The organism is Vibrio sp. LB10LO1 (genome assembly GCF_010092875.1).
GTDB classification, from domain to species: Bacteria; Pseudomonadota; Gammaproteobacteria; order Enterobacterales; family Vibrionaceae; genus Vibrio; species Vibrio campbellii.
In genome coordinates this window covers 39,677-56,990 of record NZ_JAADJW010000009.1, presented here as the reverse complement: position 1 = coordinate 56,990, position 17,314 = coordinate 39,677, and the positions used below count along the sequence as shown (strand labels likewise).

11 protein-coding genes are annotated in these 17,314 nt (G+C 44.7%); 7 read left to right on the top strand and 4 right to left on the bottom strand.

Features of this window, described 5'->3' with window-relative positions; translation table 11 throughout:
- Positions 1-16: 16 nt before the first annotated feature.
- The 5 genes from GXP65_RS08610 to GXP65_RS08590 are packed head-to-tail and all read left to right on the top strand — an operon-like array spanning position 17 to position 5,388.
- On the top strand, positions 17-880 hold the full coding sequence (locus GXP65_RS08610; RefSeq protein WP_162092571.1) for a polyprenyl synthetase family protein: 864 nt from the start codon (positions 17-19) through the stop codon (positions 878-880).
- A complete protein-coding gene (gene crtI, locus GXP65_RS08605; RefSeq protein ID WP_162092570.1) occupies positions 870-2,483 on the top strand; it encodes a phytoene desaturase family protein in 1,614 nt (537 codons plus the stop codon). The genes GXP65_RS08610 and crtI overlap by 11 nt, the downstream gene beginning before the upstream one ends.
- On the top strand, positions 2,464-3,378 hold the full coding sequence (locus tag GXP65_RS08600) for a phytoene/squalene synthase family protein (RefSeq protein ID WP_162092569.1): 915 nt from the start codon (positions 2,464-2,466) through the stop codon (positions 3,376-3,378). Before crtI ends, GXP65_RS08600 begins: the two co-directional genes overlap by 20 nt.
- Entirely contained in the window at positions 3,365-4,522 is a 1,158-nt protein-coding gene (locus tag GXP65_RS08595; protein WP_162092568.1) for a lycopene cyclase family protein, read from the top strand. Before GXP65_RS08600 ends, GXP65_RS08595 begins: the two co-directional genes overlap by 14 nt.
- Positions 4,519-5,388, top strand: coding sequence for a Brp/Blh family beta-carotene 15,15'-dioxygenase (locus GXP65_RS08590; RefSeq protein WP_162092567.1), 870 nt, complete (start codon positions 4,519-4,521; stop codon positions 5,386-5,388). Before GXP65_RS08595 ends, GXP65_RS08590 begins: the two co-directional genes overlap by 4 nt.
- Positions 5,389-5,501: 113 nt before the next feature.
- Here GXP65_RS08590 and GXP65_RS08585 read toward each other — a convergent pair whose 3' ends face one another.
- On the bottom strand, positions 5,502-5,930 hold the full coding sequence (locus tag GXP65_RS08585) for a hypothetical protein (RefSeq protein ID WP_162092566.1): 429 nt from the start codon (positions 5,928-5,930) through the stop codon (positions 5,502-5,504).
- A 402-nt stretch (positions 5,931-6,332) separates the two neighbouring features.
- Between GXP65_RS08585 and GXP65_RS08580 the strand changes: the two genes are divergently transcribed.
- Complete coding sequence (locus GXP65_RS08580) at positions 6,333-6,866, top strand: DNA repair protein (protein WP_162092565.1); 534 nt, start codon at positions 6,333-6,335, stop codon at positions 6,864-6,866.
- A gap of 82 nt (positions 6,867-6,948) precedes the next feature.
- Here GXP65_RS08580 and GXP65_RS08575 read toward each other — a convergent pair whose 3' ends face one another.
- Positions 6,949-10,659, bottom strand: a complete 3,711-nt coding sequence (locus GXP65_RS08575) for a M66 family metalloprotease (RefSeq protein WP_162092564.1) — start codon at positions 10,657-10,659, stop codon at positions 6,949-6,951.
- A gap of 424 nt (positions 10,660-11,083) precedes the next feature.
- The gene (locus GXP65_RS08570; protein WP_005427839.1) at positions 11,084-12,190 is read right to left on the bottom strand and encodes a M20/M25/M40 family metallo-hydrolase; all 1,107 of its coding nucleotides are present in this window, start codon (positions 12,188-12,190) and stop codon (positions 11,084-11,086) included.
- Positions 12,191-12,912: 722 nt separating this feature from the next.
- Between GXP65_RS08570 and GXP65_RS08565 the strand changes: the two genes are divergently transcribed.
- Positions 12,913-14,649 (top strand): amidohydrolase, encoded by a 1,737-nt coding sequence (locus GXP65_RS08565; RefSeq protein WP_162092563.1) that lies wholly within the window; start codon positions 12,913-12,915, stop codon positions 14,647-14,649.
- 986 nt (positions 14,650-15,635) lie between these two features.
- Here GXP65_RS08565 and GXP65_RS08560 read toward each other — a convergent pair.
- Positions 15,636-17,300, bottom strand: a complete 1,665-nt coding sequence (locus GXP65_RS08560) for an MFS transporter (protein ID WP_162092562.1) — start codon at positions 17,298-17,300, stop codon at positions 15,636-15,638.
- Positions 17,301-17,314: the final 14 nt, after the last annotated feature.

Sequence of the window (17,314 nt, the reverse complement as noted above, 5' to 3'; positions counted from 1 at the left end):
TAGAAGGGTGTTGACAATGAGCAGTTCTTCTCGAAGTAAAGCCAGTCAAAAAAGGGATACCTACCAAGATTGCGAGGAGTTCCTTTTGTCCGCCGTATCTGGCAACCAACCCGCTTATTATCATTTAATGACAGGTGGAAGCCGTATTAGAATGCGCGTCTGCTTAGATACATCATTGTGCCTAGGAGTTAATGATGAAGATGCCATGAGATTAGCCTCCGCCGTTGAGTTGTTGCACAACGCTTCGCTTATACACGATGACATACAAGATGGTGATTCATTGAGGCGTGGCCTGAGTGCTGTGTGGGTTAAATTCGGGACAAATGTTGCCATATGTACCGGGGATTATCTGATAGCGAGAGCATTCGGTATTCTAGCTAGTATTTCTTCCCCAAACGTTTTGCCGCAGCTCCTCGAGGCTACACAAAATGCAGTTTCGGTCACGATTGAAGGGCAAAATGCCGACCTGACGGCGAGAGAACACATAAGTCCACAAAACTACGAATCCATTGCTGAAAAGAAGGCTGGTCCGCTACTCGCTCTGTCGCTTGAATTACCATTAATCAGCAGTGGCAGGTTGAATGAAATTCCAACAGCTAGGCATGCGGCATCCAGTCTGGCAATCGCATATCAAATATTAGATGACATCAAAGACAGTGTTGAAGATGCTACACGAGGTCGTCCAAACCTTTTGAATTTAAATCTGTTAGACAGAAAGCCAGAAGATGCCATCAAGCTCACTCAAGCTCGGGCTGTTTATTTAATCAAAAGCTGTGAACGTGATTTGTTATTGATGCCGACTGTGCACAGCGAGAGCCTGCAAGGCGTGATACGAAAACTACTTTTCTTGGCACAGGGGAAGCAATGTGGTGGCTCATAATCATTCCGAAGTCTCAGGTAGAGCGATAGTCATTGGTGCAGGCTTTGGCGGTATTGCATCTGCGCTAAGACTTTGCGCTAAAGGTTACAGCGTAACTCTGGTAGACAAAGGGGATCAACTGGGCGGGCGTGCCAGGGTGTTCGAACGCAACGGTTTCATTTTTGATGCAGGTCCAACCGTCATCACGGCTCCTTTTTTAATTGATGAACTGTTTGCCCTGTTCGGTAAAAAGACTAGCCAGTATGTTTCGATTGTACCAGTAACACCTTGGTACCGCTTTTATTTCCACGATAATACGACATTCGATTATGGGGGCACTCTTGAAGCCACGTTGGAAGAGATAAAAAAAATCTCTCCAAAAGATGTTATTGGTTACCAAAATCTCTTAGCTACCTCCGAATCTATTTTCGACATTGGCTTTACACAGCTCTCGGATGAGCCTTTTCACAATCCACTATCAATGATTAGGCAAGTACCTAACCTGATTCGTTTGGGGTGTTACAAAACAGTGTGGCAATTGGTTTGTGAGCATTTAGAGCACGAGAAATTAAGACAAGCATTTTCTATACAGCCCTTGCTTGTTGGCGGAAACCCCTTCGACACGACAAGTATTTATAACCTCATTCACTTCCTAGAATTAAAATGGGGAGTGCACTTTGCCATCGGTGGGATGGGCGCATTAGTGAACGGCCTGAAAAAACTAATGCTCGAAAACGGTATAGATATTCAATTAAATACTGAAGTGAAAAGTGTTGTTTCTAAAAATGGAAAAGTGTCCGGGATCGAGACATCTAATGGCGATCTCATGGACTGCGACGTGGTAGTGTCGAATGCTGATCCAGCCTTTTTATACCGAAAGATGATTGCGAAGAAGGACCAAACCCTGTCGGCCAGACTCAAGTCACGCCATGCCAAGTTCTCGATGGGGCTTTTTGTGCTGTATTTCGGGACGACACAAAAGTACGAGGACGTCGCTCACCACACTATATGGTTAGGGAAGCGTTATGAAAGCTTACTTAATGACATTTTCCACGAAAAAGTGTTAGCTGATGATTTTTCTCTTTATGTCCATAGACCAACCGCGACAGACCCCAATATGGCTCCAGAGGGATGCGATAGTTTCTACGTGCTTGCTCCAGTACCTAACCTAGAGTCCAATGTTGATTGGGAAACGGTAAAAAATAAGTACAGCGATAAGATCGTAAACGCACTCAGTGAAACTCTATTGCCAGGTCTGAGCGATTGTATTGTTGAACAATTTTGTATGACACCTAGTGACTTTCAGTGCGATTACAACAGCATAAATGGAGCGGGATTTTCCATAGCGCCCACCCTCACACAATCGGCTTACTTTAGATTTCATAACCGAGGAGAAGGGCTAAAAAATCTGTTTGTCGTTGGTGCGGGCAGCCATCCAGGAGCCGGTCTCCCTGGTGTTCTTTGTTCCGCAAAAGTATTGGATAAAGTTGTCCCTGAAGTTACGGGAGACCATGCTAGAGGGCGTTCGAGCGGCACCCTTTTGACAAATAGTGACACTGCGAAACCGCGTATGAATTTGTCTAGTCGTTTGTCTGGAGATAACCATGGAAAATACGGCTCTTAAGTGTTTGTCGAATCATGGCAAAACGTGGAGATTTGCCAGTTTTTTGCTCAGTAAACAACAGGTGGAGCAAGCCGCTAGGCTGTACTACTTTTGCCGTTGTATTGATGATATTGCCGACAGTACAGCTAATAAACAGCTGGCTTTCGAAAGTTTGGAGGAAGTACAGCGACAGCTGTCGTTGGGAAAGTCTGATGAGCCGTTTGTCGACGATTTCCTCCAGCTCTCATCTCAACTCGATATTCCGGTTATGCACGCTTTTACTTTGGTGAGAGGCGTGCAAAGTGACATTGACTCGGTGCTGATCCAAAGTGAATGCGAATTGATCCAATATGCTTACCGAGTTGCTGGCGTGGTAGGGTTAATGATGTGCCCGATTTTAAAAGCGGATAATAAAGGGATGCCTTACGCCATTGATCTGGGGATAGCATTACAACTCACAAACATTGCCAGAGACGTCCTTGAAGATGCTGAAATGGGGCGTCGGTATTTACCTTATCAGTGGTGTCCGATTACACCTGAAGACATTGCCTCGGATGAGCGGGAATCTGTGAGAACCACAGTAAGTGATGCGATAGTGAGACTGTTGACGCTTGCAGACCAATACTACAGTAGTGCTCGTCAAGGGTATCAATACCTTCCACCACCAAGTCGTCGTGCAATCATTGTTGCAGAGTCTGTATACCGGCAAATTGGAGTCAAACTCAGAAAAAGGGGCTTACAGTACTGGAAAGGCCGAACAGTGGTTGAACCGTTTTCCAAAGTTGCCGTTGCTATGTCCGCTCTATCAACCAGTGCTCTCGAAGCGACTGGAGGACATGATGCTTGCCTTCACCAGCCTTTGGTTCTTTTAAGCGAATACAAAAAGTTTAGGAGCGAATTTGATGGTAACACTTAAAGCTGACGTTGTTATGCTTGGTATCGGGTTATCAACATGCTCACTTGCAATGGCGCTCTTAAAACAAGGATATCGTGGTCACATTGTGATGCTAGAAAAGGAAAGAGACGTCGATAACAACAAGACATGGTGTTTCTGGGAGGGTGAATACATACCAACGTACCTTCGTCCTATCGTCAGCAAAACTTGGGCTTCTTGGAAAATCGCTGACACCATACATGCTGTAACAACCGGTGACCAGGGATACTCTTGCATCAAGGCCGTTGACTTTTTTTCTCATTGTCTTGAAACATTTAAGGCCGCTAGTAACGTAACTTTGGTGTTCGGGGCCGATGTCACAAATACAGGACATAACGATCGATGCGTGACGGCTTGTTATGACGGATATTTAGTTGAGGCCACAATTGGTTTTGATAGCCGCCATCATATGCCTTCCGAAAGTATGCCCGATGGTATGCTTCAATGTTTTTCAGGGGCTTGGGTAAGCAGCTCTAGCCCGTTATTTTCTGATAATGTTGCTGATTTGATGGTTGATATGAAAACGATAGAGCAGGGCATAGAGTTTATTTATGTCCTGCCTTTTGATGTGAATTATGCATTGATCGAAGTAACGCAGTTTTCCTCTCAATTACCGTCTAAGACGTGCTTGGAGGAAAAGGTTCTATTAAGCGTCGGTAATATGGGATTAATGAAAGAAGACATTGTCTCGTGGGAGCATGGCGTCCTCCCGATGACAACTGATAATATTGCGCTTTCTACTTCACAACATGGCAAACCTCCTGGTAATTCTCGTTGGCATTCAATTGGGATCCGCGGGCACAACATACGAGCAGCAACAGGCTACGCCTTCATTTCAATACAACGTGCCAGTGAACACTTTGCCCAACAAATAATAAAAGGTGGTGCAGTCACACCTTTCAAATCGCCAAGGAGATACCACTGGCTTGATAAAGTTTTTTTGAAAGTACTGCGTAACCGACCGGATATGGCCGTAGAGATATTTAGCCGTATGGCGAGAGGTACATCGCCTGAGCAATTTTCAAGGTTTATGACAGAGCGTGCCACGGTTACTGATATTGTCAGTGTCATAAATTCTATGCCTAAGCGCGTGTTTTTGAGTGCCGCTATCGGAATGATCGGATGATATCTTACGAAAAACCATCTGCTACTCAATTGGGGGCGATTTATTTAAGTGCTGCCATCTTATCTGGGCTTTTTTCCGAATTTACGTTTAGCGACCTCACCCCCCTCATTGCCATTCTGGTATTTGGCTTGCCCCATGGTGCATTAGATATCATCATGTTGAACAAGCTAACGGTAGAGAAGCGTTCTTCGCTAGTAACTTTGGCGACAGCATGTATTGCCTATTTTTTGGTGGTAGTGTGCTGCCTGTTCACTTGGTTGTGGCTTCCAACTTTTTGCCTTTGTTTGTTCCTGGCGTTAGCTGCCTACCACTTCGGTTGCGACTGGATGAACATAGCACCAAAAAAATGGCGACAGCTGGGAATTATCGTTTTAGCAATGCCCGCGTTATTCCAACCTGACTCCGTTGCCATGTATTTCAGTGCACTTGGCGTTCCTCACGATGCGACTCGCAATATTGTCTTAACGATGTCAATTTTGGGGCTGCTGAGTTTAACTGCTTTACTCATCGATTTCCGCCAAATATCTTTAGAACTTATAACATGGTTGGTTGTTTTGAGTTTAACGAGTTATGCACTACCAGTTCTGTACTATTTCTGCGTTTATTTTTGTGGGTTGCACGGGCCACTCCATACTCTTGATATCAAGAGGAGATACAGGCTATCTTGGTATTTTTTAGTCAAGGCATCTGCAATTCCTATGGTTAGCGCAGCTATCATCGCTGTGTGCTTTTTTTTCTTCTTGCCAAACGATTTTGATGGTAACAAGTGGTTACCCACAGTGTTTGTCGTTTTGTTCGCGTTAACAGTGCCACACCTGATACTTACGATTGTCCATGATCATCGAGAGAAAAGTGCCTCAGATTAATCGGTGCGTAGTACTGATTGTATGCATCTTAGTCGGTTGGTTATTGCACGAGATACATCAAATTTGATGTTAAACGACGATGATAGATGGCTTGCGTAGTTTGGGATATTACCTTAAATGACAATTCCCACGAGCTCAAAGCGTGCCATTAATGGTTTAGTCTTTTGCTGATACCAGATTGCCGGCATGTTGGGTTTAAGCCGGGCTTTTTCTTGTTTACTGATCACAACATAGCGCAAAAACGTGTCGAGTGTGCTCGTCATCATTTCAAAGCTCATGTCGCCATCTTTACTGATGGTTTTTAATAGTCCAACGACCGTATCTTCTGGTATCAGCGGTTCGATAACCGCATGTTTGCGCTCGCTAATCGTCTTAGAACAGGGCAGTAAAGCACGGGCTGTTTCCCAACACACTTTATTGGTTTTACTGACGAGGTGGTGTTTGTAGCAGTAATAGCTAAACAAAAAGCGTGAGAGGTTTTGCCAGCGCTCAGCTTGGACTTCTAACCAAAGGTGTTGCAGCTCGATATCAGCATCAGTCATGGGAATGCGTTAGAAAAGGAAAAGAGGCCGCATTCTAACGTGATAGGTAACCAAAGCCAAAGCATCTAGTGATTTAGGTACAAATTGGCTGTTCAAAAAACAGCGATAAGTTGTCAAAAGTCTGACAATAGCGTTTGAAAACAAAAATAGTATTTTTGTGCTCTATATTTATTTTTAATTTATAATATTGATCAAATTTTTGATGATAGTGAGTAAATACTTTTATCAGAATAACTGTGTGATTTTCCTTCAGATAGCACGTGGTCAGTAGTAATATCAAACTAAGATTATGAGTTACAATTAACAAATTAATGCGAATGTGAAGCACATTTTCTATGTGATGTGGTTGTCTTTAGCTTTGATGTGCTACTGTTTCAATAAAGTATGTTTTGGTAGGTTTTTATGTTTGGAGTTAGCAAAGAAGCTGTGATTTCGGGCCTGTATCAGGCAAGCGAACTCAGAGCAAAACTGTTCTCCAAGGAGTTGGAGATCTTGAGACTTAAGGCAGAGTCCGAATACTTCCAGGTTCTCGATGAACTGTTAAGAATCAAGGATAGCAATACAAAACTTGTAGAAAGCGGGCTTGCAGAGAAACTTGAGCAAGAGAAGCTTAAGTGGAACGGCTCGCAATTGATGAATCTGGAGCAACGCATAGAAAGCGTGAGACTGTTAATAGAAGACTGTCATGCTTACGTTCGTAATGTTAAATCTAACTTTGATCAAGATGATACCGTTGGCTACACAAGCTTAAATACGAAAGCATTAGAGCAAGAGCTAGAGTCGTTATCGTTTGCCAAGGTTCTTAGTTCATCAGCAAAAGAATATTTTTACAACTCGCTTGAGTACGAGTTGTATACAGATAAAACTCCCAATATTGAGTTCTTGTATTCGTTGAAAGAACAAATCTCTCTACTTTACGAAAATAGAGCTGCATGAACTGAATAAAGAAAGCCCTCGGAGTCGAGGGCTTTTTGTTGATATCGATCTTTGATGCTGCTTGTTTTAGATAGATTAGGGCTTAGAAGTGCCCTAAGTACTGCCAATCAGCGTTATTTGGATTTTCCTCTGTTGGCCAAGGGAAGTACCAGTATTTTCCGTCAATGAGGCGGTAGTAATGATAACCACCACGGAAGTGATACACGTAAATATCGTTTATCGTTCCCGTGTTGTTGTTCTCACCCCAAATTCCCATGCGATCTTGCTTGTGCCACGTTAAGATTTCGGCTTCAAACTTAGCTAAGTCACTGTTGAGCTCGGCAATGTACTGTTCAATATCCGTATCGCTACCAATAAAGCGCCAATCAGCGTCAGATGTGTTCTGAGCTGGCAACGCGCTGTTCACTCCCGGACGTTTTTGCATAAAGTAACGGCGCTCACCGCTTTCATCGGTATCAATGAAAATAGCGTTCTCAGATTGTCCCCATGTCGTTGAACTCGCTTGTTCCCAAGTTAGCAACTGAGGTTGATTGAAGTAGCTGGCAACACGCTGTGCATTGTCGATGTTACTACGATCGATTTTCAGTGGGTTAAAACCAAACTGGACATGGTTTTCCGCTGAACCTAGGTACTTCCAGCCTTCATTGTCTGCTTGGTTGGTTGGGAAATCCGCCGCAGAGATATCACGCATTAGGAAGTAATCGCGAGTGCCGGTGACTGGGTTAGGGTACACGTAAAGTGCACCAGCGCGGCGTTCTGCGCTTGTCTCACCATTGCTCAGTACACCCGCTCCATAGTTGTCTGCTACGAACTTGTCGAAATCAGCCACAAAGCCAAAGTCGATGCGGTTTAACGCTGCGTTGTCGGCAAACATTATTTGTTCATCAACGTATTGTTTGTAGCCATGCTCTTGACCAACAAAGATAGGACCAACAAGCTTATCGATCGCCGGGTTTTGATCAGGGATCAAGCTATCGAGCACTTGTTCACCATTCACGTCAGTACAACTTAAGGTGACACGAGTCGGCAGTGGCAGCTGCTCTAGGTTAAAGTGGAACTTATTGCTTTGTGAGTCGTTTAATCGGCTACTTGCAACCGCAATGTTTTGTACTGAGCCATCTTGGCGCTCCACCGTAACCGCACAGCTACGTTGAGAGACCATACTTGGCTGATACATTCCACCTTGATGTCGCGCGTAACGCCAATCTACACCGTTGTTGTGTTTCACACCACTAAACTGCTGGCAGTGGGAAGAGGTAAAGTAGCCTGCACCATCATGGCTCGTGCCAGATTTATCAAGTACGCAAAGTGGCACTTCGCCAATTTCGGCGTTCGGCGTGTAAGTTACAGCTCCTTCACCGTATTTAGACAGCAGTGAGTAGTCATGATCTTGAGATATCATGCGCTCACGCTGACCATTGATGTTCCAGTACATGTCTTCGCTGCTTTCACAACGCACCATATCCGCACTGACTGTACCAACGAAGTTTGCACTTTCGCCGTTGCTTGCTGTGTAGCTGAACTGACAAATACGAGCCTGCTGGTTGTTGACCTTCATCGTCTGCCACAAATCTTGTTGAATTTGCTCGTCAGACAAAGAAGACACCGCTTGCCAACCTTCCGGATGGTAAGTTACGTCGGGTGCAGAAGGCAGCTCAAATACGTTGCCGTAGTTGGAGTAAATTAGTGGGTACACTTGGCTTGCAAGTTCGTTACGCGGATCGTAAATGCCCAACATGGTGACAACAGGCACGCCAGCCTTACTAGGCACTGGCGTGTCGTTTTGTGCTTCTTCGTAACTTTGGCTTTCTTGATTCCAACGAACATAGCCAGTCGAGCTGTTTAAATCAACGTTAAAGCCGTTATTGAGCCAAGTTTGTACACGGCGAGACTGAGAAGGGTGCTCTAACGTGTAATGACTAATGGTGCCTAATAGTGCGGCTTCGCCACCGGCTTGCGCATCACGCATGAAGCGGAATTCACCCGCAAATGGTGGTACCACTTCACCACCCACATCGTTAGTCGTGGCTTCACCTGTCCAGTGTAAGTTACCAATAAAGCGGCGATGCAGAGCATCCCAACCCCAGCCAGATTCCAAATCGTGCGTAGAAGCATACCAAGGGTAGTGACCAAGGCCGTAGTTATGCCCCAGCTCGTGCGACCATTCGTTACCAGTTGTCGCCGTTAACGTCACGATGCCACCGCCGCCACTGCCGCCATGATCAATAATGCCATTGGTGTACACGCCGCGGTTGGTGTGCGCAGTAATGTGGTTGAAGCGTTTATTGTAAGCTTGCGAATAGCCAGCACTATCGACAATGCCGACGTTTGCGTTATTCACACCAGTAGAGACCAGTGCTTTACCAATGGCTTCACGCATGTCACCACCGTGCCAGCCACCTTCACCATCGGAGCTTGTGGTGTAAACCTTACCGTTTGGCAGCGTTACTTTCGGGAAGTAAGCGGCTGTGTAATCCGCCATCACCAGTTTAGAGGCTGAGATTTTCTGGAAGTAATCGGCGCTCAGCTTTGCCATGTTTTTGATCATGGTGTTGCCATCACGCGGCGCCGTGAGCATACCCATGTCGATGTTTTGAATGATAAGCTCCGGCGCGCCGCCAAAGACAAGTTCGTTAGCAGCTAAGTCGCCTTGTCGATCAGTGTTATCGGTCAAGCGCAGCGACAAGCCTGGCTTCATCCAATCCCATTGTAGCGGCAGTGACCACGCGTGATGGGAGAACACCACTTTAGAACGTCCATTATCTGGCTGATCAGAAGCCGCAAGCGCGCTTGGTGGCAGCATTGGGAGGTGAGTGATTACAGTGCCTTCAAAGTTCACTTCTACCCAAACTTGTTGAACGGTTTTGTCTTCTGGCGTGAATAAAAGCAGAGCTTCACGGTCGATCACCAAGTCAGGGAACAGGTTCACATCGTTTTGATTTGGGCCAGTAGTAGTATGGGTTTGAGCAAAATGGATAGAACCAGTCAAATCACCATTCAAGTGATTTACTAGCGCCAATTCGTCCGCGTAGCCAAGGCGTGCGGTACTGGTCGTAAACTCAATCTTTTTAGGCTCGAGACAATCTATTGCATTACATGACGAAAGCTCAGCGGTGTACCGAGTGTCTGGTTTCAGGTTACCAATGAACAAGCCAGATTGAACGTTGTCATAACGAACAGGCTCAGTGCCTGATTCAGTCAATGTCAGAACCACATTGTCATTCGCGTTTTGCGCTGCCCATTTTAGTTGGACACCTTGATCAGAAACGCTGGCAACCATAAGGGCATCAATACTAGGTGCGGACAGGTTTCCACAGTCAGAAGTTTCGATATTTTGAATCATCTCTGACTGCCAAATGTATTCGCCATTTGGACCTTTAGAGCCGCGCGCAGCAGGAATGTATTCAACGTAACAACCAGTGTCGTCACGGTTCATCACACCAAACTCTTTGTGAATCAAGTAAAAGCCGCCGTTGTACATGATGAATTCCCAATCAGGGCCGACGAAGTCTACGACATTACGGTAGGCTTGGTCTTGATCACCAGATAGGAAAGGGAACTTTGGATAGCCATCGAAGTTCACCCAGTATTCATAACCTTGAAAATCAAGGTAGGTTTCTCCATCGCGTTGAAACGTTCCTTCGCCTTTGTCTGCCAATTGCTTGAGCATTTCAATGCGTTCAAAGGTTTGATTCCCGATTTCGACCAGTGTCAGATCGTGGTTCGCGTATGCGAAAGTGGCTGTGCTTCCTAGGAAAGAGGAGATCAGCCAAGCGAGCGTATTTTTCTTCATATTAGACTCTACTTTTGCCAATTGAATAGACATTCGTGTGCCGCCAGAAACTCAGCACGATATGGGGAGTTGCATAAGCGATCTTGATGAGAGTTGCTTACGAATTTGATTATCTGATGGGATTCGGTATCGAAATAGATAGCAAGAATACTGCTTGTGATTTTGCTTCCACCTTTGATCCAGTGGTGATATTAGATTGGTATCTTATGTCCAAATTCGCTTTTATCTATCTATACAAAATGACGTTTTCTATGTATGCGTACGCCATATTGTTCTGAGGGATAAACGTTTTTCAGTGGCTTAGGTTGGCAAGAAAAGTAGGGCGTTACTCTACGGAAATAAAAAATCCCCTTCATGCACAAGACAAGAAGAGGATCCCCGTTAGCGTTTCAAATTCAGCGTTAGTTGCGCTTTATTCTCTAGATTATTTCACTAGGAAGTGCTTAACGAACTCAGTGATTTTCACCATGTCGTCTACCGCGATGAATTCTTCCGTAGTGTGGACTTTTGCCATACCAGTCGAAAGGTTTACGGTTGTTAGACCTTTCTTATTGAAGTTGTTCGCGTCGCTACCACCGCCTGTGCCTTTGGTGAACGCATCGATGCCCATGTCAGCAAATGCTGCTTTGATTGCAGATACGTGCGCGTTGTCTTCTTCGATAACAAATGCGTCGTACGCGCGGCTTGATTCGATTTCAACTTCTGCGCCATGCTTTTCACATACAGACTCAAATGTTGAGATCATGTGATTTACTTGCGCTTCTAGCTTTTCGCCATTTAGAGAGCGAGCTTCAGCAACGATTTTTAGCTCTGGCATTACGATATTCGTTGCCTGACCGCCGTTCACCATGCCGATGTTTGCCGTAGTTTCTTCGTCGATGCGAAGTAGCTTCATTTGATTAATTGCGTCGGCTGCTACCATGATCGCACTGATGCCTTCTTCAGGTGCTAGCCCCGCATGTGCAGGACGACCTTTGATAGTCGCAACGATTTTTTGCTGACCAGGTGCTGCTGTTACGATAGTGCCGATAGGGCCGCCTGTATCCAGTACGATCGCTTCTTTAGATGTTACGTGTGTCATGTCGAAGTACTCAGAGCCGAACAGACCGCCTTCTTCATGCACAGTGAAAGCCAGTTCTAGCGTTTTATGCTCTAGATTCTCAGCTTGGATGCAGCGAACCGCTTCCATGATCGCGGCAATGCCAGATTTGTCGTCGCCGCCAAGAATCGTGTTGCCTTTAGAGCGGATGATACCGTCTTCAATGATTGGCTCGATACCAATACCAGGTGTTACGGTATCCATGTGACAGCTCATTAGGATAGAGCCTTCTTTTTTACCTTCTAGACGTGCGTATACGTTAAAGCCGTTAGAAATGTGTTCTGGTACAGGAAGTTTGTGAACTGTAAAGCCTAATTCGCCCAGTTGCTCAGCCAGAGTTTCTGCGATTTGTTTTTCGTTCATAGATTCGCTATCGATGCGAACCAATTGGCAGAAATGTTCAACTAGACGTTCTTGATTAATTTGTGTCATTTGGGTGTCTCTTTCTTTCTTGGTCGGGAACGCAGCGTTATCGCTCGGGCCCGAAAGGGAACAGAACACCTCTTATTACACACCTTAAACCCTTTAAAACTGTCTTGAATCAAAAAACACCGCTGCCTGACATTGTTCTGACCTGCGAAATACCGGATCTGATGCGGTGGTCACGAAATCCGTTATTTCAACCGGTGTGAGATGACTCGCTCTAGTTCGTGAAATAAAAAATAAAAATGACAATAGATAAGAAATTGTTTTAAAGACTAGGTTGTCAATAAATGAGGAAAAAATAAGCACTATAAATAGACCACTACGGCTAATAAATAAGGTGTGCAGTGATGAGTTTTTACTTTCGACTATTCGTTCTAATTATTATAAGTGTCCTAATTAGCTTTTTTCTTTTCCTAGAGTTGTCGTCAGCTTCTTTTGACAGTGAACACGGTACTGAGTATCCAGTTGGTAGCTTTGAAGTCCATATGTTCTTTGAACGACATCAGAATCACTTGTGATGATAAATATCCTTTAAAATCAGGGTCTTTAGTTTTTTTTATGTCCGGATTTTATTTCATCATTTTATTTCATTTTTAAATTCTCGAAACAAAGCACTGGTTAAGGCAAGTTGAAGAGGAACAAAAATACCCAAGTAACTTTGTATCCTGCATCTAGAATTCACTTGGGTATACATATAACGATGAATCCTACATATTTGGAGTTTTACCATGACAACAAAAACAACTCTTAAACCTGGCCTTGAATATAGCAACGAAACCGTTTTATACACTGGCAACATCATTACGATGAATACCGAGCAGCCGAAAGCAGGCGCTGTCGTTGTAAAGGAAGGTAAGATACTGTTCACTGGTACCAAAGACCAAGCTGAAACATACCTAAATAGTGAGAATTTAGACTATCGCTGTGACGAACAATTTGAAGGAAAAACGATTGTTCCAGGCTTTATTGAAGCCCACATGCACCCGCTGATGGCGGCTCTGTTTACAGGCATGTTCGAGTATGGCGGCCAGTATGATCGCTTAGGTGTTGGTGGCAAACTACTCAAAGGCTGCTCAACGGAAGAGACGCTAAAAGCCCGCATTAAAGAATTAAAACAAGAGCATGATAATGCAGGGAAAACAGGTGACTGGCTTAACCTTTGGGGTCTTGACCCATTATTGATGACCGATGGCTCCGTAGTAAACCGCGATTTCCTTGATTCAGTGGTTGATGATTCTCCAGTCTTTTTCATGCATGCGAGTTGCCACTTAGCCACAATGAATTCGCAAGCAATCGAAAAAGTAGGGTACAGCTTAGATGATGATCCAGAGTTTATTCTCCGTGAAAACGGCCGACTAACGGGTGATATTGCAGAGATGAAAGATCTATATCGTGCACTGAATGTTGGCGCATTTAACTATGGCACTGATCCTGCTGTTATCGGAAAAACATTGATTGATTACGCGAACATTGCGCATTCACTCGGCGTAACAACCGTTGCTGATTGTGGTATGGGTATTCCATCGAACCCATATCCGTTGTATCAAGCACTCAGTTCAAACCCAGCATTTAAACTTCGTGTGACTGCATACCCACTTGCTGGCGTATTCAGCGTGGATGAAGCGAATGCGATGAAAGCAGAGAACAACGATCGTTTAAGCATTGGTAGTGTTAAATACGTGAATACCGATGGCTCTATTCAAGGGTTTACTGCTAACTTATTGGACGGACAAACATTCTATAATGGCAAGCCAAGTACATCACTGACTCGTGATATTGAAGAGATCTATGAAGCTTCTCTTCCTTTTCATAAGGCGGGCTACAATATCTCTTTCCACTGTAACGGCAATGGTACAACAGAAAAACTGTTAGACCTTATCGAGCGTATGCAAAAAGACACGCCAATGCCAAATGCACGCCACTGTTTAGAGCACAACCAAATGGTGACAGATGAGCAGATGGATCGAATGAAAGAGATGGGTGTTTGTCACAACCTGTTTGGCACTCATATTCCAGTATGGGGTGACGTGCACGCGACTCAAACCGTTGGGCCAGAGCTTGTTAAGCGCCTGAATCCATTCCAAACCTCTGCGAAGAAAGGCATTCCGTTCTCTATCCACTGTGATGATGGTGTAACTCAGGTAAACCCGCTGTTTATGATGTGGGGGGCGATGAACCGCCAGTGCATCTTCTCTGGAAATGTATATGGAGAAGAAGAGTGCCTAACTGCAGAGCAAGCTCTACATGCGGTAACGCTAGGCGCAGCGTACCTAATGGGTCATGAGGAGAGCAAGGGTTCAATTTGTGCTGGTAAGCTTGCAGACTTTGCAGTTTTGGATGCAAACCCTCTCGAGACACCTAAGCAACAAATTAAAGATATTCGTGTGCATGCCACAGTGCTGGGTGGCGATGTCACAGTGCACCAAACGGTTACAACGTCAGTGAAAGAACCAGAAATGGCTTAATATAAATCTCACACTTTCACTTCAAGTCAAAGAGCACCTAATCAGTGCTCTTTTTTTGTATTTTATGTCGGTATACCCAAGTGACTTCAAGATGCAGGATTCAGAGCGTTGTCATTGATTCGAGTTCAAGGAAAACAACGCAGCGTAATAGCCAGCTCTTTCCAAGTTGTTTGACGCAGCCATTGGTTTAATAAAAAACCGAGTCAATGACACGCTCCCAAAGGGCACTCTTTACAAATAGTAAGGGCCTTGGCTTGTATACTTTGTTGCCGATTCTTGATTTAGAACCACTAGACCTTTAAATCGCCGCCGCGTCTACAAACCAAGTCATTCTCGCTGAACCTAGCATCTCGAGGTTACTTGGGTATATATCAGTTGGATGCATAGGCTTGTTTTAGCCTTACTCGCTCTTCAGCGTCGTATTACTGAAATGTTACATCGTGGACAGCTAGCAAAGACATCGCGGTGCAGTCATGCTTTAGATTCGCTCAGAAGAACGGTTTCGCGTTGAGTTCTCCGTTATATCTGTAAGTGGAAGGTTTGCCAATGTCGAGCTCTTAATATAGAAGCATGATGGTAAGTTTGGTTGGGGTTCTCAATTGACCTCTGAATCCACGACTTAAGGCAAGTTAGATGCATCCAGTTCAGCATTCGTGATTTGGATGTAAGATTTCATACCTTCATACCTTCATACCTTCATATCTTCATATCTTCGTACCTTCGTATCGCTATACCTTATTCCAATCACAGTAACTCAGTGAGCAGAGTTATCGAGCGTTATAACAGGCTAGAATGATCAGTTATTTACCACGATTAGTATTATTGTTGCCTTCGGAGTAAACAGAGCGACTGGCTTTAAGTTCAGTAAGGCTTTCAGTGGCACAGGGAATGGCAGGGTAACGTTTAAAAGGGAGCTGCATCCACTATTGAGTTAAGTTGATGCAGCGTAGATAAAGATAAGAAAATGGGAACGGACGATCAGAAACTTAATGCTGACCTTTCATCAGAGGTTTTGGGGGTTGCGATATCTTCGTTGGTTTAGTCTTACACTTGGTGCTTTGACGGAGGATTTGAGAGCTCACATAACCACCGAGAAGTGCGATAGTGGCAAGAATTCCCATTGCAAGGTTGAACCCCAATGCGCGAGCCTTAGCATTTTCGTTCAATAGATAGGAGGTTTGGTGAGAATCAAGTTGATAGCGTTCGAGTAGCACTTCAACTCGACTATCGTCGATATAGGGCACATGAGATATTTGATTTAAATCAGAGACAAAAGAGCGAGGGTAGTAGGTAGTTATCTCATGATTTGAACGAATACTGTGATCCATTGCCCATTGATTCAAACCACCAAATAGGCTGATTCCCAGCACTAATCCGATGTTTCTTACCGTTGCTTGTAAGCCGCCAGATTGCTCTGCCTCTCGCTCTCCTAATGCGCTAGTAATGATGACAGGGCATTGTGATGCCAAAATACCCATAGAAGCACCAAGTATGCCCATTCCGAGATAGAAGGGTGGCAGTATGTACAGGCTTTGGCTTGAGAATATTAGGGTAGCGCTAGCGGTTAACATCCCGATGAAAGCGGTTTGACATAGCCTCTTTGGTGACTGTTTTTTGAATACGATTGGTGTCGCGATGGATAAACCAATCATACATGCAGAGAAAAGAAGAATGATTGCCCCAGAATGTGCAGATGAAAGGGATATTGCGACTTGTAGATAAGTGACGATAACAAAACTGCTGCCACCGAGCGCAATGTACATTAAAGCGAGAACAATGAAACCTGTTCGTGATGCACGGTTTTTAAACCAACTGAACGGCAGCAAAGCAAAGCCGTGACGTTTCTCAAATCGTATTTGCTGGATGACGAACAGTGTAAAGAGCATGGCTCCAAAGCAGAGCAAAAATAGAGCCGGGCTGAAAGGAAAAACAAAGCTCAGCCATGTAGGAACATTAGCTCCGTTTAATACTTTAATTGCCCCCCAGTAAGGTATTTTTACCAATCCGAAAAAGATAGTTACGGTACTCGCCGCACCCAATATCGCCCCAACCGTATCGAACTTAGTTGGTTGATTGGTGTGTATAGGGCGAATCCCAAAAATGGCGGCAATAAGACAGGAAAAATAGCAGACCGCTATAAGAATGAATGGCCAAAACCAACTGGTATTATCGTGTAGCCAGCCACTAAGTAAAGGGATGAGAGCTGCTGCTAGCCCCGTAGAAGCCGCCATGAGTCCAAAGCCGATAGCACGATCTTTTCCAGGGAAATGGGCAACAACAAGAGCCAGGACTGCTGGAAGAATCAGTGCGGATGCAATGCCAGCAAGCGGGCGAATCAAGAGCGAAATTGTGTTGATGTTATCAATGGTCATGAAACCAAGCGTAGAGATGAACCCTACTGATGTCCCAAGGATCAGGAGTCGTCGCCAGCCGATGATCAAGCCTAATATGCTAGCAGGGAGCATGAAAGCAGCGCCAACGAGAGGTTGGACAATTCCCAAAAATTGAATGTTGGAAATGTCTGTTTGAAATACATTAACGAGCGCTGAGGTTGAGATCGACAGGTTTGCTACGTCTGCGGAGAGCGTGAATTGCGCCAAACACAGTGCAATGAGCAACCAAGTCGTTTTTTTATCTTTAGTTTTATCCATAGAATCTCACTAGG